This window comes from Lacihabitans sp. CCS-44, from assembly GCF_024343735.1.
Lineage (GTDB): Bacteria > Bacteroidota > Bacteroidia > Cytophagales > Spirosomataceae > Leadbetterella.
In genome coordinates this window covers 133,073-150,013 of record NZ_RJUE01000003.1, presented here as the reverse complement: position 1 = coordinate 150,013, position 16,941 = coordinate 133,073, and the positions used below count along the sequence as shown (strand labels likewise).

General features: G+C 37.4%; 14 protein-coding genes. 9 read left to right on the top strand and 5 right to left on the bottom strand.

The features are described 5' to 3' along the window. Positions 1 to 67 precede the first annotated feature (67 nt). Positions 68 to 712: a pyridoxamine 5'-phosphate oxidase gene (pdxH, locus tag EGI26_RS03395; protein ID WP_255076351.1), complete on the top strand. Its 645-nt coding sequence runs from the start codon at positions 68 to 70 to the stop codon at positions 710 to 712. Positions 713 to 756: 44 nt separating this feature from the next. On the opposite strand, the gene EGI26_RS03390 is transcribed toward pdxH, so the two are convergent. Continuing rightward, a complete protein-coding gene (locus EGI26_RS03390; protein WP_255076350.1) occupies positions 757 to 2,511 on the bottom strand; it encodes an OstA-like protein in 1,755 nt (584 codons plus the stop codon). A gap of 70 nt (positions 2,512 to 2,581) precedes the next feature. Here EGI26_RS03390 and tilS point away from each other — a divergent pair, with 70 nt between their 5' ends. The 7 genes from tilS (at position 2,582) to EGI26_RS03355 (ending at position 11,348) form a co-directional block, all read left to right on the top strand. After that, a complete protein-coding gene (gene tilS, locus EGI26_RS03385; RefSeq protein ID WP_255076348.1) occupies positions 2,582 to 3,895 on the top strand; it encodes a tRNA lysidine(34) synthetase TilS in 1,314 nt (437 codons plus the stop codon). 134 nt (positions 3,896 to 4,029) lie between these two features. Beyond that, the gene (locus EGI26_RS03380; protein ID WP_255076346.1) at positions 4,030 to 6,357 is read left to right on the top strand and encodes an OmpA family protein; all 2,328 of its coding nucleotides are present in this window, start codon (positions 4,030 to 4,032) and stop codon (positions 6,355 to 6,357) included. A gap of 910 nt (positions 6,358 to 7,267) precedes the next feature. Continuing rightward, complete coding sequence (gene recN / locus EGI26_RS03375; protein ID WP_255076345.1) at positions 7,268 to 8,926, top strand: DNA repair protein RecN; 1,659 nt, start codon at positions 7,268 to 7,270, stop codon at positions 8,924 to 8,926. A gap of 7 nt (positions 8,927 to 8,933) precedes the next feature. Next, on the top strand, positions 8,934 to 9,344 hold the full coding sequence (locus EGI26_RS03370) for a hypothetical protein (protein WP_255076344.1): 411 nt from the start codon (positions 8,934 to 8,936) through the stop codon (positions 9,342 to 9,344). 4 nt (positions 9,345 to 9,348) lie between these two features. After that, a complete protein-coding gene (locus EGI26_RS03365; protein ID WP_255076343.1) occupies positions 9,349 to 9,972 on the top strand; it encodes an SCO family protein in 624 nt (207 codons plus the stop codon). Positions 9,973 to 10,021: 49 nt separating this feature from the next. Continuing rightward, positions 10,022 to 10,357 (top strand): cytochrome c, encoded by a 336-nt coding sequence (locus EGI26_RS03360; protein WP_255076341.1) that lies wholly within the window; start codon positions 10,022 to 10,024, stop codon positions 10,355 to 10,357. 118 nt (positions 10,358 to 10,475) lie between these two features. Continuing rightward, entirely contained in the window at positions 10,476 to 11,348 is an 873-nt protein-coding gene (locus EGI26_RS03355) for a KilA-N domain-containing protein (protein ID WP_255076339.1), read from the top strand. Between the two features lie 150 nt (positions 11,349 to 11,498). On the opposite strand, the gene lptC is transcribed toward EGI26_RS03355, so the two are convergent. Genes lptC through EGI26_RS03335 form a run of 4 tightly spaced genes read right to left on the bottom strand, consistent with a single transcriptional unit; the run spans position 11,499 to position 15,338 of the window. After that, complete coding sequence (gene lptC / locus EGI26_RS03350; protein WP_255076338.1) at positions 11,499 to 12,068, bottom strand: LPS export ABC transporter periplasmic protein LptC; 570 nt, start codon at positions 12,066 to 12,068, stop codon at positions 11,499 to 11,501. Positions 12,069 to 12,070: 2 nt separating this feature from the next. Continuing rightward, positions 12,071 to 13,360: a hypothetical protein gene (locus EGI26_RS03345; protein WP_255076337.1), complete on the bottom strand. Its 1,290-nt coding sequence runs from the start codon at positions 13,358 to 13,360 to the stop codon at positions 12,071 to 12,073. Further along, positions 13,344 to 14,066: a type III pantothenate kinase gene (locus EGI26_RS03340; protein WP_255076336.1), complete on the bottom strand. Its 723-nt coding sequence runs from the start codon at positions 14,064 to 14,066 to the stop codon at positions 13,344 to 13,346. Before EGI26_RS03340 ends, EGI26_RS03345 begins: the two co-directional genes overlap by 17 nt. A 60-nt stretch (positions 14,067 to 14,126) precedes the next feature. Then, positions 14,127 to 15,338: a sugar MFS transporter gene (locus EGI26_RS03335; RefSeq protein WP_255076335.1), complete on the bottom strand. Its 1,212-nt coding sequence runs from the start codon at positions 15,336 to 15,338 to the stop codon at positions 14,127 to 14,129. Positions 15,339 to 15,721: 383 nt separating this feature from the next. On the opposite strand from EGI26_RS03335, the gene EGI26_RS03330 reads away from it, so the two are divergent. Then, the gene (locus EGI26_RS03330; protein ID WP_409035354.1) at positions 15,722 to 16,912 is read left to right on the top strand and encodes a Gfo/Idh/MocA family protein; all 1,191 of its coding nucleotides are present in this window, start codon (positions 15,722 to 15,724) and stop codon (positions 16,910 to 16,912) included. The last annotated feature ends 29 nt before the right edge of the window (positions 16,913 to 16,941 follow it).

The following is a 16,941-nucleotide window of genomic DNA, read 5'->3' as shown; positions in this document are numbered from 1 at the left end:
TGGTAATCTTAAATAGGTCACAAATTTAATAAATATACGTAACAAACATAAAAAAGGTTAATAAATCATGGACAAAACTACTTTAGCCAATCTTAGAAATAATTATACGTTAAACGAACTTTTAGAAAATAATGTTTCCACAAATCCAATTATTCAATTTTCAGTATGGTTTAAAGATGCCTTAAATGCAGAATTGGTTGAAGCGAATGCAATGGTTTTGTCCACAATTAAAGATGCTAAACCTTCGGCAAGGGTGGTACTTTTGAAAGGATTCGATGAAGATGGTTTTGTTTTTTTTACAAATTATAATAGCCATAAAGGTCTGGAATTAAAAGGGAATAATGCGGCTTGTTTGACGTTTTTTTGGGATAAATTGGAAAGACAGGTGCGAATAGAAGGTATGATAGAAAAGGTCTCCACCGAAGACTCAGATTTGTATTTTTGGTCGAGACCACGAGAAAGTCAAATTGGAGCCTGGGTGAGTGAACAAAGTGCCGTGATAGAAGGACGAGAAATGTTGAATGAAAAACTTGCGTATTATCAGCAGAAATTTGAGAATGAGGAGATTATCCCACGTCCGCAGCATTGGGGAGGCTATGTGTTAAAGCCACAAAGTATGGAGTTTTGGCAAGGAAGACCCAACAGGCTTCATGACAGATTGTTGTACACACACGAAAATGATAGCTGGAAAATTGAAAGGCTAAGTCCTTGATAAATAGTAAAATAGGCTGAAAGCGAACGGCCAAATTGACTATTTTAAATTATAATCAGTTTTGAGTTTCTGAGTAAGTTTCCAAATTTCTTGGCATAGATAGATTCTTTAGAAGGCTTTTTGTTGGTTTTCCATTCAAATCTGTCCAATTTCATGTCTTCTGTCGCTATTTCTTTGGGTGGAATCAAAGTGGATTCTGGTTTGCCTCTGAAAACAATGCTTTTGATTTTTTTGGAGTTAAAGTAAAACTGCATGCTAGAGCATTGAACAGTATTAAGTCCAATTATTTTGTTTTTTTCATCTAAAGCAAAATATTTAGACTCTCCGTTTCCTTCCACTTTGATGGTCTGCAGCACAGACCGATTGTCAAAAACAGCATCTATTTTACGGCCTTTTATTTGGTTGAAATTTCTAATCGTATCCACTTGCACTACAAAGCTGTTTTGAAGCAGCTCCATCAGTTTCAATCGGTTGTTTTTTAGCGTAATCACTATGGTGTCAGCCTCTAATTGGTTTTCTTGATTCCAGATGACGGGTTTTGTGTAAAAATGTATTAGTGAATCTTTCAGGTTATAAACCAGCGAATCACTAAGGCTTTGAAAATCAGTTCTATAAACTTCCACTTTCCCATCCGCAATTATTTTTTCAATATCTTTACTGGTCGGAGTTTTGTTTGAGGTTGTATCAGTTTCAACGAGCACCGGCTCCGGTTTTTGTAATTCTTTCAACTTTACTTGTTTATCAATCAAAACCTGACTTTTTGTTTTTGTAATATCATTTCCAGCAATGTTTTCAGAAATATTACTGCTATCTATCTTTGCATTTTTAGGTTTTTCGAAAACCCAAAGTGTATCCGAAGCTATCAAAAGCGTATCTTTTTTGGAAACCCTTTGGCTAATCGTATTGCCAATAATTTTGGTTAGTCCTTTATCTCCAAACCGCAGCCCTTTTTCGCCTACTACTACCAAACTGTCTTTGAATGAGACAAAAACTACGTTGCCGTCCGCATTGCCGGAGCCTCTGGTATTGTCAAATTGCAAAGTATCGCCCTCAAGTGAATAATCTATATTGGTCACTTTGGCTCTACCTTGAAAAGCCGAAACTTTAGTTTTTATATTGTATCTGCCTTTGTAAGCCGATATGTCCCCATTTTTACTCTTTATAGTTGTGAAGGTTTTAAATATGGCTTGCTTGGTGTAGGTATCGTAGTCGAGGGAATCGGTGCATAGCGTGTAACTTGGATTTAGGATTTCTACGTCGCCATTGAATCTAAAATACTTGGTTTTGGTATTGTAATATCCTTCTTCGCTGCTCAGCTTGCTGGAATCTTGATTTAGAACTCCAGGGACAGGGTAATAAGCTTGGTCGCGGTTGAGGTCATAAAACATCTTGGTGGTGCGAAGCGTAACCTTTTTGTCTCTTAAAATCACTTGTTTGCCATATACTTTTGCAAACCTCAAGTTTCCATCATATAAAAGCGTATCACCAACAATGGTGAGCGTATCTCCTTGATTGATAACAATTTTGCCGTAGGCTTCAATAAAATTAGAAGACTGATTATGAATTGCTTTTTGGCAGCCCAGTTTCACGCCTCTGTGTATAAAAATAACATTTCCCAAAAAAGTTTGTGTTCTGGACAGACTATTATCTCCCACCAAACTATCGGCTCTCACCAATTCTATCATACTTTTTGGGCCGTTATCTTTGATAGGATTCAGTGGTTTTTGCCCCCAAACACAAAAAGAATTCAGAAAAATCAATGCCCAGAAGATGGAAAATAAATTGGCTTTACTTTTCAAAGAATAAAAGGTTTTGCGATTCATAAAGCAAAATTAACGTATTTTTGTTAATGATTATTCGCAATAATTGATGCTGAAGGACTTTTTAGAATTTATTAACACAAATCAGCTTTGTAAAGCTACAGACAAAGTCTTGGTGGCTGTTAGCGGTGGAAAAGATTCCATAGCACTTCTAAATTTATTTGTTGAGGGTCGATTTAATATTGCCGTTGCACATTATAATTTTGGATTGCGTGGCTCGGCTTCTGATGGCGACGAGAATTTTGTGAAAAAGTTTTGTGAAAAAAAACAGATTCCGTTTTTTTCTACCAAAACAGACACCAAAAAAGTAACAAAAGATTGGAGAGTTTCTACCCAAATGGCTGCCAGAGAACTTAGATATACTTGGTTTAATGAATTAATGGTATCGGAAGGCTTTGATTGGTTAGCCACCGCTCACAACTTGGATGATAAAATAGAAACCCTCTATTTGAACCTCACCAAAGGAACAGGCCCAAAAGGATTGAAGTCGATTCCACTTAAAAAAGGTAAAATCATAAGGCCTTTGTTGTTTGCTCAAGTATCTGAAATTTTAGCTTATCTGGCTGAAAACAATATTTCTTGGAGAGAAGATGCATCCAATCAAACAGTTGATTATCAAAGGAATAAAATCAGGCATCAGGTCATTCCTATTCTGAAAGAAATCAATCCGGGTCTTGCAAATACTGCTCAGGTAAATTTTAGAAGGATAAATGACCTAAATGCGATTTTTGATGAGAAGTTAGAACGTTTTAAGCAATCTATTGATTTTGGTGAAATTGTTAAAATCCCGTTTTCAGAATGGCAAAATACCCCTGGATTTGCTTTACTGACGGAAGAGTTTTTGAAGTCCTATGGATTTAATTATCAAGATGTTATTGATTTATTAAATGTAACCACTTCGGGTAAAAGAATAGAATCTAACACGCACCTGATTGTGACAGGCAGAAATGAATGGTTTTTAGAGAAGAAAATGGAATCTTCGGAAGAAAACACCTTTCATTTTAAGGAACCTGGACTTTATGAAATTGGCACGCAATCCATCGTTTTGAAGGTCACCACCGATTTTCCAAGCATCATGGATATTCGGAAAAGTGAGCATGCTTTTTTTGATTTTGATAACATAAAATGGCCCTTGACGCTTAGGAATTGGAAACATGGAGACAAGTTTCAACCTTTTGGAATGAAAGGCAAAAAGATGGTTTCCGACTTTTTGATAGATAGTAAAATCGATAGCCCTCAAAAGAATATTCAAAAAGTACTCTGCGATAGTCAAGATATTCTATGGTTGGTAGGTTTGCGTACCGACGATCGCTTTAAACTCCATTCTGCTACAACAAAAATCTTGAAGGTAAGTTTTTTGTAGCTATTAATTATTTAATTATCAGTATTTTAATATTATAAACAGCCAAAAGGTTTGTTTTTGGCATGCCGTTTGATAAATCAATAGGAAACGAAAGTTTTAAAAGCATTTCCTATAAAAATTAAACGTTCAATTTGATGTTTCCTATAAAAAAAATACAAATACTGATAGGTTTTGTATGGTGCCTTACCAGCTTTCTCACACAAGCTCAATCTAATAAACTTAGAGCCGCAAATACTGAGTTCGACAAAATGTCGTATGCACAAGCGGTAAGAAACTACGAGTCCTATTTGGGAAGCGGAAGCCACGAAAAAGATCAACAAAAGGAAGCCCTCACAAAGTTAGCTTTTAGCTACAGAAAACTACAAGACAGCAAAAACGCGGAAAGAGTTTACAAAGATTTATTCAAAGATTTTGATGCTTCTGTGGACAGTGAGCAAATCTTATATTATGCCCAAGCTCTTGCCAATAATGGAAAATACCGTGAATCACAAAAAATGTATAGCCGTTATGGCGAGCAACAAAAAGAGGATTTGAGAGGCCGGAAATTTACAGTGGCTTATATGGACAACTCTACTTTTTTTAAAGATTCGTCTCTATACGACGTTAATTTTGTGTATCCACTCAATACAAGATATTCAGATTTCAGCCCAATGTTTTATGAAAATGGTTTGGTGTTTGTTTCTGCCAGAAACGAAGGCTCGGGAATAAAGAGAGTTTTTAACCAAAACGAAACCCCGTTTTTGGATTTGTTTTTGTTTTCTGACACGATGTCGCTCAGAAAAGAAACCCACAAGACGGTGGAAACTATCCAAGCCAGTTTAGGCTCAAGTGGAAAATCAGCCAAACCAAATAAAACGCAGGAAAACGATAGCTTTGAAGATATTGAGGAACCTGTAATTGACGAATTTAGTAAATCCATCAATTCAAAATATCACGAAGGTCCAGTTACTTTTTTCAAAGATTACAAGAAAATAGTTTTTACAAGAAACAACTATAACAAAGGGAAAGCAAAGAAAAGCGAGAAAGGAATAAATATGCTCAAGCTGTTTATTGCCACAAAAAAAGGCAACAAATGGACAGATATAAAAGAGCTACCATTCAACTCCAACGAATATTCGACAGGTCATCCTGCACTTTCGCCGGACAACCGTAAAATGTATTTTGTTTCGGATATGCCTGGTGGTTTTGGAGGAACAGACATTTATGTGGTAGATTACCGCGAAGGAAACTGGGGAGCTCCCATAAACTTAGGAAGAGAAGTCAATACAGAAGGCAATGAGATGTTTCCTTTTGTGGACGAAATCGGCAATTTTTATTTTGCTTCGGATGGTCATGCGGGTTTGGGCGGATTAGATATGTTTTATTTAGAATTTCGCAACGGTGTTCCTTTCGGTGAAGTTGAAAACTTAGGTGCCCCTATAAACTCCACAAAAGATGATTTCGGATTTATAACAGATGGGAATCGCTCTCGTGGGTATTTTAGTTCAAACCGAAGAAAAGGATATGCGGACGACAACATCTATGCATTCACCAAAGGCTGTAATGCCCTCAATATTCTGGTTTATGATAGCCAAACCAATCTGCCATTGGCCAATACGGAACTCAGAATGGTGAAAAACGGAGTGAATAAACAAGGGTACATTACCAATTCACTCGGGGAGGCTTCACTCTGCCTGGAAAGTGGTGCAGATTTTGAATTTAAGGCCTTTAAAGAAGGATATGATGTAGGGACAATCACCTACGGCACCATGTCGCAGTCACTTTCTAAACAACAGCATCTTAAAATCTATTTGGAGCCAGCCAGACGTCCTTTGGTGAAAGGAAGAATAGTTTCTGAAGTTGATCAGATGCCAATAGCTGGAGCTACAGTAACGCTTGAAAATGAGCGAGATGGGAGTGTGGCGATGGTAATTACGGGTGTAGATGGCAGATATGCTTTTCAACCAGATCGTGACGGTAGATATTCTGTGTCTGCTGTTAAAGATAACTATGCTACAAACACGGAAAATATTGGCAAAATTAAGAATTCTAAGAAAAATTATTCTGTAGAAAGAAACTTTGGCATGATTGGTGAAGGTGATATATTTAGATTAGATAATATCTATTATGACTTGGATAAATCTGAGATAAGGGCTGATGCCAAAAGGGAATTAGACAACAAAGTGATTCCAGTTTTGAAAAAGTATCCTGACTTACAGATTGAATTGAGATCACATACAGATAGCCGAGCAAGCGAGGAGTATAATCAAAGACTCTCAGCTGCAAGAGCAAGGTCAGTAGCTGATTATCTGGTTTCTAGAGGCGTAAGTTCTGATAGGTTGGTGGCGAGTGGATATGGAGAAAGTGAATTGGTAAACGAATGTGACGATTCGGCGAAATGTGAGGAAAATGCTCACCAAGCCAACAGAAGGACGGAGTTTAAAATATTGGCAGTCAAAGAATATTTGGGTGCTAGGAAATAGGAAAGACAAAGATATTTTTTTTCATAGTTTAGGGTTAAGGTTTATTGCGAAAAGCATTGCCGAATTGAGCAATGCTTTTTTTTCCAAACTCTAAAAAAAAGAGAAAAACTGAAAGATATAAGTTTAGTAATCGAGCCTCGGAACATACAACTCCAAACTCGGCACTAAAACAAAGATATACCGAGAGGTAGTTTTTTTTCATAGTTTAAGGTTAAGGTTTATTGCAAAAAGCATCGTCATATTGAGCGATGCTTTTTTTTCCAAACTTTTAAAAATGAATTTCAAAAAAGATTAAAACTCAGTTGCCGAGTCTCAGAATTCACCACTCTCCCGATAGCTATCGGGACGGCACTCAAATAAAGATATACCGAGAGGTAGTTTTTTTTCATAGTTTAAGGTTAAGGTTTATTGCAAAAAGCATCGTCACATTGAACGATGCTTTTTTTGTTTGTATAGATTTTGAATGCAAGTCTGTAAAAAACATGAAGACCAATCAAATCTTGCAAAGCATAAAAAACAGTGATCACTTAGTATTAAAATCTAATTTCTTCCAAATTGCTTAGCATTAATGATTAATTTCTAAAAATATAAACACTTATTGTTCCTAATATTTTCTGTGCAGTCAGTTGTAAAATTTCGCAACTTTTATTTTCTAACATCGAAAAATGCTAAAACCGAAATTTTACAGAGGATCATTTCGGACCGCCGAAGCGGCAAAGAAAGTGTTTTTTTGTTTCTTTTTTTTCGAAAAAAAAGAAAGCCTGCCTGGCAAGGCACGCAAAGTATATAAGCTTTAAGTATTTTAAGTCCGAAACTATAATTAAAAAAACAATTGAATCTACTTCTTTATCGAATGCTTTTTGCTTCCTACCGATTCTATCTTTAATTTTGTTGAAATCATTTCTTTTAAATGCTTACAAGTCTTCTCATTAAGAATTACGCCCTAATCAAGCATCTGGAAATCCAACCTGAAGCTGGCCTGAACATCATTACCGGAGAAACCGGTGCGGGTAAGTCCATCATGTTGGGAGCTATGGGGCTTTTGATGGGGAACAGAGCCGACACCAAAGCATTGTTTGATGAAAACGAGAAATGTGTCGTGGAAGGTAATTTTGATATCTCTAAACTTGACCTTCAAGCCTTTTTTGAGGACTTGGAACTTGATTACGAACCTTCGTGTCTTATCCGTCGTGAAATTTCTCCCAATGGCAAGTCGCGAGCTTTTGTCAATGACACGCCAGTTACCTTAGATGTTTTGAAGACTTTGGGCGTATATCTGATGGATATTCACTCACAGCACGATACGCTTTTGCTCAATACCAATGCCTATCAATTGGCCTTGCTAGATGCTTTTGCTGGAAATCAATCTCTTTCAGAAAAGTATCTGGTTTCTTACAAAGCATTCAAGTCTGCCGAAAAGGCTTTGACAGCATTACAAAACAATGCCGATAGCCTTAAAAAGGAGTTTGATTACAATAAATTTCTTCTGGACGAATTGGTTGTGGCCAAATTGGTAGGAGAGGAGCAAGCCGAATTGGAGGAAGAATTGATGATTTTGGAAAACGCAGAGGAGGTAAAACGAAAATTAGGTTTTGCTTATGAATATCTCAACAATGCGGATCTTTCGGTACTTGGATTACTCAAGGATGCAAACGTTGCTCTGGGGAGCATCAGTGGAATCTCCGAAAAATATGCATCATTAAAAGAGCGTGTAAATAGCAGTTTGATTGAGCTCCAAGACATTTCCAACGAAATAGAGTCAGAAGATTCCAAAGTAGAAACAGATGATGAAAAAGTTGTTTTTTTGAGAGATAGGCTGAATGCCATTTTCCGTTTGCAACAAAAACATGCGGTGAAAAGTATCACTGAACTCATCGAAATCAGAGAGGATTTGCAACAAAAGGTGAGTAAAGTGGTCAATCTTGGAGAAGAACTGGAGGTTTTACAAAAAAATAGAGAGAAACTTTTTGCTGAAACCCAAAAAGACGCTTCGACCCTTTCAGAAAGTAGAAAGAAGGTGATCCAGCCATTGGTGGACAAAATACAAGGCTTATTGGCCGAACTCGGAATGCCTGATGCGAGATTGTTGATTGGCACAAAAGAAAAGGCTTTTGCATCCGATGGTATTGACGATTTGATTTTTGAATTCTCGGCCAACAAGGGTTCTACGCCTAAACCACTGAAAGATGTGGCATCAGGAGGAGAGTTTTCGAGGGTGATGTTAAGTCTGAAATATGTTTTGGCAGAGAAAAAGTCCTTGCCAACCATCATTTTTGATGAAATAGACACAGGAATCTCGGGCGAAGTGGCCATAAAAGTAGGGAAAATGCTCACTGAAATGTCATCGAAACTTCAAGTGATCGCCATTACGCACTTGCACCAAATTGCAGGAAAAGGACAAACGCACTTTTATGTGTACAAAGACAATTCCGACACCAAAACTGTCAGTTTGATGCGAAAACTCGAGGCCGATGAGCGAATTATAGAAGTGGCCAAAATGATTGGCGGTCAGAATCCTTCTGAAAGTGCCATCAGAAGTGCCATAGAAATGTTAGAAAACAATAACTAAAAACAATATGAAATTCTCAAATTTGATTTTTGCTCTTTTGCTTGGCTTTACAATGGCCTGTGGCAACAAAATAGATGGTGAAATAGAAAAACTAAATACGGTTTTGATGAAAGGCCACGATGAAGTGATGCCCAGAACTATGGCCATTGCCGACATCAAAAAGGATTTGATGGCCGCTTCTGAAAAAGCATCTGAGGCGGACAAAACTGTGGCACTTAAACTTTCAACGGCTTTGCAAAAAGCCGAAGACGATATGTACGAATGGATGAAAAACTTCGGCGTAGCCATGAACGATGTGAAAGATAAGAACGAAAAGCTGAAACTTTACACCGAGCTGGAGGTTGAAGTAAAAAAGCTCACTACTGATACAGAAACGGCGATAGCAGCAGCCAAAAAGTTTACGGAGGAACACAAATAAAATCATGAAAGCTCTTTCCAGTATTTTCGCAATCACTTTTTTTACATTAGCCATTTGGAGTTGCGGTGACTCCAACCGTAAATTGCCCTATATTGGTCAACACGATGTCAACGAAAAAGGTGACTCGGTTTATCACGCCATTCCAGATTTCAAATTTGTGAATCAAGACGGTGATACACTCACGCAAGAGGCTTTTAAAGGCAAAATATATATTGCGGACTTCTTTTTTACGTCATGCCCGACCATTTGCCCGGTTATGAAAACCCAAATGCTCAGAATCTATGAGAAATTCAAAGACAATCCTGAATTGGGTATATTGTCGCATTCCATTGACCCGCGTCACGACTCGGTGGCGGTATTGAAAGCCTATAAAGCAAAGCTAGGTGTAAACACCAATCAATGGCAGTTTGTGACGGGCGAGCAGGAGAAAATCTATGAAATAGCTCAGAAATCGTACATGGTATCAGCCATGGAAGACAAGGAGGCTGTTGACGAGGGCGGATTTGTACACAGCGGTGCGTTTGTATTGGTCGATAAAAACAGAAACATTAGAGGAGTTTATGATGGTACCAAAGAAAAAGAGGTCAATAGACTCATCAAAGATATTGAGCTTTTGCTTCAAAAATAGTTTAGTTCTGTTTTGCCTTTTTGTCACGGCTTGTGCCAGTGACGAAGAGGTGAAATACGAACAATACGTAATATCAGGAGCAGAAATTTACAAGAAAAACTGCTCCAACTGCCACGGTTTAGACGGCTCAGGCCTAAGAAATCTTTATCCGCCGATTAAAGGCTCAACTTACCTACAAGACAAAAACAAGCTAGTCTGCATCATCAAAAACGGCCTCGAAGGCCCCATAAGCGTTGCTGGCAAAACCTACAACCAAAAAATGCCCGCCGCCAAAGGCCTCTATGACCTCGACATTGTCCAATTAATTACTTTTCTGAATGATAAATGGGGGAGTTCAAAAGGGATTGTGGAGGTTGGAGATGTTGTTGGTGTGGGGTGTGAGTGAAGTCAAACTATTTTTTTCTCCGAATTGCAATTCTCAAAGTTAATCCTTTGTTTTAATTCCCGATATTTTTGAAATTAAAATTTAATTCCATATATTTGAGGTATTAAAAATAGTTATTATGGCAAAAAATCAAAGGTTAGAAGTGCAGGGTATAGTTATTTCTATTCAAGAAAGAAATAGTAAGGACTATATTTCACTTACAGATATTGTGAGCGGATTTGAAGGTGGCTCATCATTAATAGAGAAATGGTTACGCAACAAAAATACTCTTGAATTTTTAGCCATTTGGGAAAAATTGAATAATTCAAGTTTTAATTCCCCCGAATTCGAGGGAATTAAAAGTGAAGCTGGTTTGAATAGGTTCACCATATCAGCTAAACAATGGATTGAAAAAACAGGTGCAATAGGTATAATTTCAAGTGCTGGAAGGTATGGTGGGACTTATGCACACAAGGACATTGCTTTTGAGTTTGGCATGTGGATAAGTCCAGAATTTAAGTTGCTGTTAATTAACGAATTCCAGCGATTAAAAGAGGAGGAAGCTGAGCGAAAAAATATAGATTGGGATGTAAAAAGAATTGTTTCAAAAATAAATTATAGGATTCATACTGATGCAATAAAAGAAGTTTTACCAAGTTTTAATTTGGCAAAAGATAGGGAAAAATGGATTTATGCCGAAGAAGCCGATATGCTGAATCTTGCAGTTTTTGGTAAGACTGCAAAACAATGGCAACAAGATAATCCAGAGTTAACATTGAATGGTGGGAACATTAGAGATTATGCCGATCTGCATCAACTTACAGTAATATCAAATCTAGAAAGTATTAATAGTTTGTTACTTAAGCAGGGTTTAGAGAAAAAGGAACGGTTGCAGCTTTTGCATAATACAGCTTTAGAACAACTAAAATTATTAAGAGAAATGAAAAACTATTCTCTCGATAAATTGAAAAGTCCCAATTTGAAATTAATTGAACAAAAAAACAGAAAGTAATTGTCCGATAACCCAAAAATGCTCACCGCCAAAATACTCTATGACCTCTTTTATACTAAACATGTATCAGTTCCTATCTCAATCAAAATAGTTCATTCAGATTATAAAAAAAACTCCATACACGGATTTTTTAGAAATAGCTAAATTTTCCTACTGCCCAGTAGTATCCACAATAGTCCTGAGCGAATCCACCATAAAAGTACCTTTGGGACGGCGGAGGGAGTATTTAGAGAAGTCTTCGGTGGCGTCCATGCCTCCTGAGGCGGTTATGGATTCCCTTGGAGTTTTTATGGTTACTTTTTTGTCGGTGTAGATTTTCTTGTTTACTGGGCTCCAGAATAGCTCTTCGGTTGAGAGACTTTGCTGAAGTAAACGGTTGTTAAAAAACACGTTGCCTTGTATAATGTAGAGGTTTTTTTCTTTTACATATCTTCCAGAATCACCTCTGAGCATGGAGTATTCTACACCATTTTTGTCTAAGAAGTTCACGTAAACGGCCTTTGGATATACTTCGTTTTCGTTCTGGAACTTTAGCTGCTTTGCAGTAGAGATTTTTACTTTTACCCTTCCCGAATCGCTGTGACTGATAGCAAGATTGTCGATATTGAGAATCGGTCCGAGGTATTCTATGAATTCTTTTTTTGACTTTTCTTCCTCACAACTCCACAAAAGCGGAGAGCCAACAAAGACAATGAAACAAAAAAAGTATAACCTTTTCATGGTTAGTCTATACGTGGTTTGTTGAACCAACTACTTAGTAGTGAGAAGTTTACTGACACTTTTGTGTAGTTTTCTTGAATCAAACTGTTGGTGTTTACACCTCTTCTACCCAACGACAAGGCGATATCTATATAACTAGGATTGCCGAAGCCCATAGGTACCGAAAGACCAAGACTAAAGCTTTGGTCTTTTATTTTGGTGTTATTGATCATGTAGGGCGTGTCGATGTGTTTGTATCCCAAACGGTAAAATACCTGGTTGAAATATTTGCCAGATGAAGCATTTGGCAACCATTCCATACCTAAATTGAGTTCCTTTGAATCCACTAATATTTTGTTGGCAGTTGGGTCAAATTGCTTGTTGCCTGACCATTTGGTATAGCCATATTCAGCTGCAAATACCCAGTGATAGTTGCTTTCTAAACTCAATCCAATTTTGTATTTACTCGGAATCTGGCTTGAAATATTGGTCAATGATAAGGTATCTGGGCTTTGAATATAAACAGGCCCGTTACCTGCTTCGCCAAGTACACTAAACACTTTTAATGCCTCACCTTTTAGGTTAGAACCTAGCTGATAAACACCTCCAATGTTCAAATTCCATTTTTTACTCAACTTCACTTGGTAGGTTAAACCTGTTTTGGCCGAAGCACCTTTTAGACTGTATCTGCCTGAATTTCTGAAATACTCCGACGAACCAGTAATGGTAGAGGTTGTGTCTCTTTGGATATTTCCAAAATTGTACTGACCTTCAATTCCCCAATAAAGTCCTTTGTAAAGTAAAAAAGAGTTTGTTAATGCTACTCTAGAAAGACCTCCTGCGTTTCTGTATTCAACTTCGTTGGTTTCATTAGAACCCACAAAATCTTTTTCTATTTTAGAAATATTATCAGCCATAGAATATGGCCTCATGCTTATTCCCATGGCCCATTTGGGTTTTATTGGAAACACAAAAGTGAGATTACTCAGGTTCATTCCAAAATCATCTTGTACTTTGTTTCCTTGATTCATAATTTTATATGCCCCTTTCAATCCAATATTAAAGGCCACGTATTTGTTCAGGCCCACAGTACGGTTTTTGACCAACATGGCGGGGTTGATGTGGTTGATATAGAAACTGTTCGCAAATGACACGCCAGTACCACCCATCATATCTTGAGCTGCTACTGATTCCTCTGTTATTTCACCAATTCCTATGGTATTATATGGGCTATTTCCTTGGCCTTGAGACCATGCAAATTGTGTGAAACTTGTGAATGTAAGGAGAAGTAAGTATCTAAATTTCAGTAACATTATATTGTAAAATTCTGTTTAGGCCTTCCAAGACCAAATTTGGAGTTGCAAAGGTCGGGTATTTTATCTTAGTTTCAAAGTAAGGAGCATCGCCGCCACAAATTAATACCCTTAATTTAAGTTTTTTTATATATTCATCAATGATTCCGTTGATTTCGGCGGCTATTCCGTTCATCACCCCGCTTGTCATGCAAGATTCGGTAGATTGGCCAATGAGTTCGGGGATTTTCACTGTGTCTAATAACGGAAGTTTTTTGGTAAAAGTGTGTAGAGCATTGAATCTCATTTGTCTACCAAGCGAAATTATGCCTCCTTCGAAGGCATTCTGGTCTGAAACCAAATCGTATTTTATGGCCGTGCCAATGTCTATAATAAGGCAGTTTTGGTCGGGAAATCTCAAATTGGCACCGACGGCAGCAGCTATTCTATCATAGCCAAGTGTCGTTGGTGTTTCATAATTGTTTTTTATAGGCAAAGGGGTGTTATAATCTAAGAAAACAAGAGATTTAAGGAAGTTTAGTTTTTCTGAAATTTCTGCATTTGAGAGTGTTACAGAAGAAACGATGGCGTTTTCTACAGAATTGGTCTTTAGCAATTCCGCTGCTTCAGGAAGTGTAGTCGCCCTGAAAATTTCTAAAAGGCTATCATTGATGAATAAGCCAATTTTTATTCTTGTATTGCCGAAGTCTATGCTGGCGTTTGTCATAAAAAATAAAGCCGTTCTGTTTACTAGAACGGCTTTACAAATATAACTAGAAATACTTAATTATGCTGTTTTTGAATTTTTTTGCCAGAAAAACAATACAACGAAGGCAACGATTAATATTATTGGAAAAGTAACCATAGTTCCTAAAGTAGCTTGGCCTGCGGCAAGTTCAAGGGCATCCCCAGTTAGGCCTTCTGCAGCTTTTGCTGCGTTGTTTGAATCAATCCATTTTCCAATAATAGGCTGGAAAATAGCTGTTGAGAACATTCCAATTCCGCCAATTACTGACATACCCAATGCTCCACTTAGAGGTACTTTTTCTGCAATAAACCCAACCATATTTGGCCAGAATAAAGCAACACCTAAAGCAAAGAAAATAGCAGCAACGTAAGCCATGTTACCAGTTTGTGTGCTGAATAGGTAAATACCTATAGTAGCAAACACAGCAGAACCTAATAAAACGCCTGTTTGGTCGAATTTCTCAACAATTGGACCCGCAAAAAATCTTATAACTGCCATAAGACCAGTTACTAATGCTAGAATTAGCATTGGACTTGCACCGCTTTTGCTCATAATAAGACCAGTCCATTGTTGCGGACCAAATTCTGTAATGGCCGTGATAGCCATACAAGCAAACATAAACAAGAATAATGGAGTGAACATAGCTTTTATATTTTCACCTATAGAAGTTACACCTTCTACTTTTGGTTTAGGGAATTCTTGGCCCCAGAATAAATAAGCATATATAATAGTTGGAATTAAAATTACCCAGATTTGTGCTTGCCAGCCCATATTCGCATCGGTCATGAATTTTGAAACCAAACTACCGATTACGATTCCACCAGGAAACCACATATGAAAACGATTAAGCATTTTACTCATTTTTGCACCTTGGTAGGTGTCAGCAATCATTGGGTTACAAGCCGCTTCAGTACATCCATTGCCAATACCTATAAGAAATGTCGAAACCAATAAACCTGTGTAACCACCTAAAGTTTGAGGATAAATAGTCAACAAAATACCAGCGGCATGGCATGCAAAAGCAATAAGCATGATTTTTTTCGGCCCAACTGTATGATAAACCAATCCGCCGATAATCATGGCTACTGGAAAACCAACGAACCACATAGAGTTTATGAAACCCAGTTGTTCTGCGGAAAGATTAAATTCTGTACCTAATTGGGGTAAAATACCAGCTCTAATACTGAATGAAAATGCAGTTGTAATAAGAGCAAAACAACTACCAAGAAAAAGTCTCTTGTCGTTTACCATATCTTTAATATTTAAGGGTTAAATTTTTAAATTTTGTAAATCTACATTTTTTTTATTTTTCAGTAAAGGAAAAATTAATAATTGTAGTAAAAACACTTGCTATTATTTTTGACTAATCCAAAATTTAATTCATATAACTATATTAAGAATAGTTTTTAATTTACCAAGTAGTTCTTCTTTGTTTTGGTGTAATCTATTGATTTATTGCTTGATAGCTGAACAAAACTGAGATTAATTAATTTGTTTTTTTTGGAATTTCAAGTCGCCATTTATTCCTAAGATTATTTCACCCGAATTTTATCAATTATTACTTTTACCAATGCTTTATTTTTCCTAAAATTGCATTTTCAACCTAAAAAATAGTAATGGCAAGAAAGATAAGAATGGGTATGGTTGGCGGAAGCCTAGAGGCATTCATTGGAGCAGTTCACCGTCGTGGTGCAGCTTTAGATGGAGAGATAGAATTGGTTTGCGGTGCGTTTAGCTCTAATCCCGAAAAATCAAAAGCTACAGGTGAAGCATTGTATCTTGACCCCAAAAGAGTTTATGGTTCGTACCAAGAAATGATTCTAACTGAGAAAACCCTTCCTGAAGGTGAAAGGATGGATTTTGTTTCTATCGTTACACCCAATCACGTACATTTTGAATCTGCAAAGTTTGCCATTGAAAACGGCTTTCATGTGGTTATGGATAAGCCCTTGACCCTCAACATGGAAGAGGCGAAAGCATTGAAGCCAATTGTTGAAAACTCAGGATTACTTTTTGCTCTTACCCACAATTATACTGCCTATCCGATGGTAAAAGAGGCTAGAGCTATTGTAAAGTCAGGAGCTATTGGTAAAATCAGAAAGGTTATTGTAGAATATCCACAAGGTTGGCTTTCAACATTGGTAGAGGCTACTGGTCAAAAACAAGCGGCTTGGCGTACAGATCCAGCACGTTGTGGAGCGGCAGGTGGAGTGGGAGACATTGGAACTCACGCTGAAAATCTTGCTGAGTACATTACTGGCCTGAAAATAACAGAACTTTGTGCTGACCTTACCATTTTTGTAGATGGTCGCCAATTAGATGATGATGCCAATATTTTGTTGCGTTTTGATAATGGAGCAAAGGGAATTCTCCACAATAGCCAAATTTGTAATGGCGAAGAAAATGACCTGAATATCAGAGTTTATGGTGAGTTTGGAGGCCTTAAATGGAAACAAATGGATCCAAATACTTTGGAGTTGACCAACCAAGAAAACGGCTCAAGAATTATAAGGACTGGTGTAGGAAATCTTTCAAAGCACGCACAAGCACATACACGTCAGCCTGCGGGTCACCCGGAGGGTTACATTGAGACTTTTGCAAATATTTACAGGAATTTTGCTTTTGCTTTGAGAGCCAGATGGGGTACAGAAAACCGTGCAGTGGCTGCAGGTAATTTGGGCGGGACACAAGACGATGCAGCGGCTTACATTCCAGAAATTCACGATTTCCCAGGAATAGACGATGGTTTGCGTGGAATGGGTTTTATAAATACTGTTGTGAAGTCCAACGCAACCGAAAATAAATGGACAAAGTTTGAAATTTAGTAATTGTTGACAAAAAAATATACATTAGA